Source organism: Meiothermus rufus DSM 22234 (genome assembly GCF_000423425.1).
Taxonomy (GTDB): domain Bacteria; phylum Deinococcota; class Deinococci; order Deinococcales; family Thermaceae; genus Meiothermus; species Meiothermus rufus.
This window is the reverse complement of the sequence record NZ_AUHY01000118.1, coordinates 1-1,776: the sequence shown is the minus strand read 5'-3', so window position 1 is coordinate 1,776 and position 1,776 is coordinate 1. Positions and strand designations below refer to the sequence as shown.

Genomic DNA, 1,776 nt, shown 5'->3' with positions numbered 1-1,776 from the left:
CCTCGGGAAGGCTGGGTAAGTCGGCTACCAGTAGTAGGCTGTGCCGCGGAGCAATGGGGCGACGCGCTAGGCGCATCCCCGCTTCTTCGGGTGTGTAGAATACGGCCCATGTGTTGGCTCGAGGCCACCTACCTAATTCGCTCTACTCCTGAGCAAATTGAAGCCCGGGCCCAGGCTTTAGCTATTGAGCAAAGCCTTGAAATGCCCCCAGAGGCCGTACAGCAGCCCTGGATTTTGACCCAGGTACTGGCCCAGGTAGCTTCGATTACCCTCACCGAGAAGGACACCTACAAGGTGGTGCTGCGCCTAGCGCTAGAGACCACGGCTAAAGACCCCATTGGCCTATTCAATGGGCTTTTTGGCAACTGCTCCCTACAAGAAGACGTATGGCTGCAAGATGTGGAGCTTCCCGGTGATCTGCTGGAGGCCTTTCCAGGCCCCCGTTTTGGGATAGCCGGTCTGCGCCGGCTCACCGGAGTCTACCACCGTGCCCTAACCTGCACCGCCCTCAAGCCCCAGGGTCTCTCCCCTAACGAGCTGGCCCGCCTGGCCTATACCTTCGCCCTAGGCGGTATCGATATCGTCAAAGACGACCACAACCTCACCAACCAATCCTATGCGCCCTTTGCTCAGCGGGTACCTGCCATCGCTCGAGCCGTAGCCCAGGCCAATGCCGAGACTGGCCGACAAACCCTTTACGCTCCTATGCTGGCAGGCAGTCCCAAGAAGCTGGCGGCCCAGCTCGAGGTAGCTCGCTCGGAAGGGATTCGAGTAGCCCTGGTGGCTCCTATGTTGGTGGGTCTACCCGTCTTTTACGAGCTGGCCCAGGAAGCGGGGGTGGCTCTACTGGCCCACCCTGCTTTTGCGGGCAACCGTATGGCCCCTAGCTTGTTTTTGGGTAAGCTCTTCCGGCTGCTAGGGGCCGACGCCAGCATCTTTCCCAACTATGGCGGGCGCTTTGCCTACAGCCCTCAGGAGTGCCAGCTTCTGGCGCAAAACCTGCGCAACCCGTGGGGGCCCCTCCAGCCGGCCCTACCCGTTCCGGCTGGGGGAATGACGGTGGAACGGGTTGATGAGCTCTTGGCATTTTATGGCCCCGATAGCATGCTGCTCATCGGGGGCAATCTGCTGGCTGCGAGAGAAGAACTCCTGGAGCGCACCCGCCGCTTTGTTGAGCGGGTAGCAGCCCGCTCGGCGCAACCCTCCCAAGAAGCGCCCTAGAATAAAAAACATGACCAAGAACAAGCGCTCCGCGCAGGGCTACACCTGGGAAGGTGTGGCGGTTCACGCCTACAAAACCGAAGGACAGGCCCCCTTCAAAGCGGTCACCCGGCAGGTGCTCTTTGAGGGCGAAGGCCTAGCCGCACAGTGGCGCTACTTTGAGGTAGCTCCTGGAGGCTATACTACCCTCGAGCGCCATCAACACGTGCATGCGGTTATGGTTATCCGGGGGCAGGGACACTGCCTGGTCGGAGAGGAGATACACCCCATTGGCCTCTTTGACCTGGTCTGGGTTCCCCCCCTCACCTGGCACCAATTTCAGGCCACCGCCGATGAACCCTTGGGGTTTTTGTGCCTGGTCAACGCTGAGCGCGACCGGCCCCAACTGCCCAGCGAAGACGACCTGGCCGAGCTAAGACGAAACCCCCACATAGCCAAGTTTATCCGGGTATGATTCTCACAAATAGGACTTACGCAGTTGGCTGAAGGATGTGGAGGGGATGGGCGAGATAACTTCGTATTGCCTCGCGAACAATGGACGCCTTGGCCTCGTAC

At 60.1% G+C, this 1,776-nt stretch carries 2 protein-coding genes; both read left to right on the top strand.

The window, feature by feature from the left end:
* Positions 1–108: 108 nt before the first annotated feature.
* Positions 109–1,221 carry a RuBisCO large subunit C-terminal-like domain-containing protein gene (locus G552_RS0113670; RefSeq protein WP_027883497.1) on the top strand — a complete coding sequence of 371 codons (1,113 nt, stop codon included), beginning with the start codon at positions 109–111 and terminating at the stop codon, positions 1,219–1,221.
* A 10-nt stretch (positions 1,222–1,231) separates the two neighbouring features.
* The gene (locus G552_RS0113665; protein ID WP_027883496.1) at positions 1,232–1,675 is read left to right on the top strand and encodes a cupin domain-containing protein; all 444 of its coding nucleotides are present in this window, start codon (positions 1,232–1,234) and stop codon (positions 1,673–1,675) included.
* Positions 1,676–1,776 lie beyond the last annotated feature (101 nt).

Coding starts and splice junctions, on each gene's coding strand:
- G552_RS0113670 (WP_027883497.1), top strand. CDS start 109: ATGTGTTGGCTCGAGGCCACCTACCTAATTCGCTCTACTCCTGAGCAA.
- G552_RS0113665 (WP_027883496.1), top strand. CDS start 1,232: ATGACCAAGAACAAGCGCTCCGCGCAGGGCTACACCTGGGAAGGTGTG.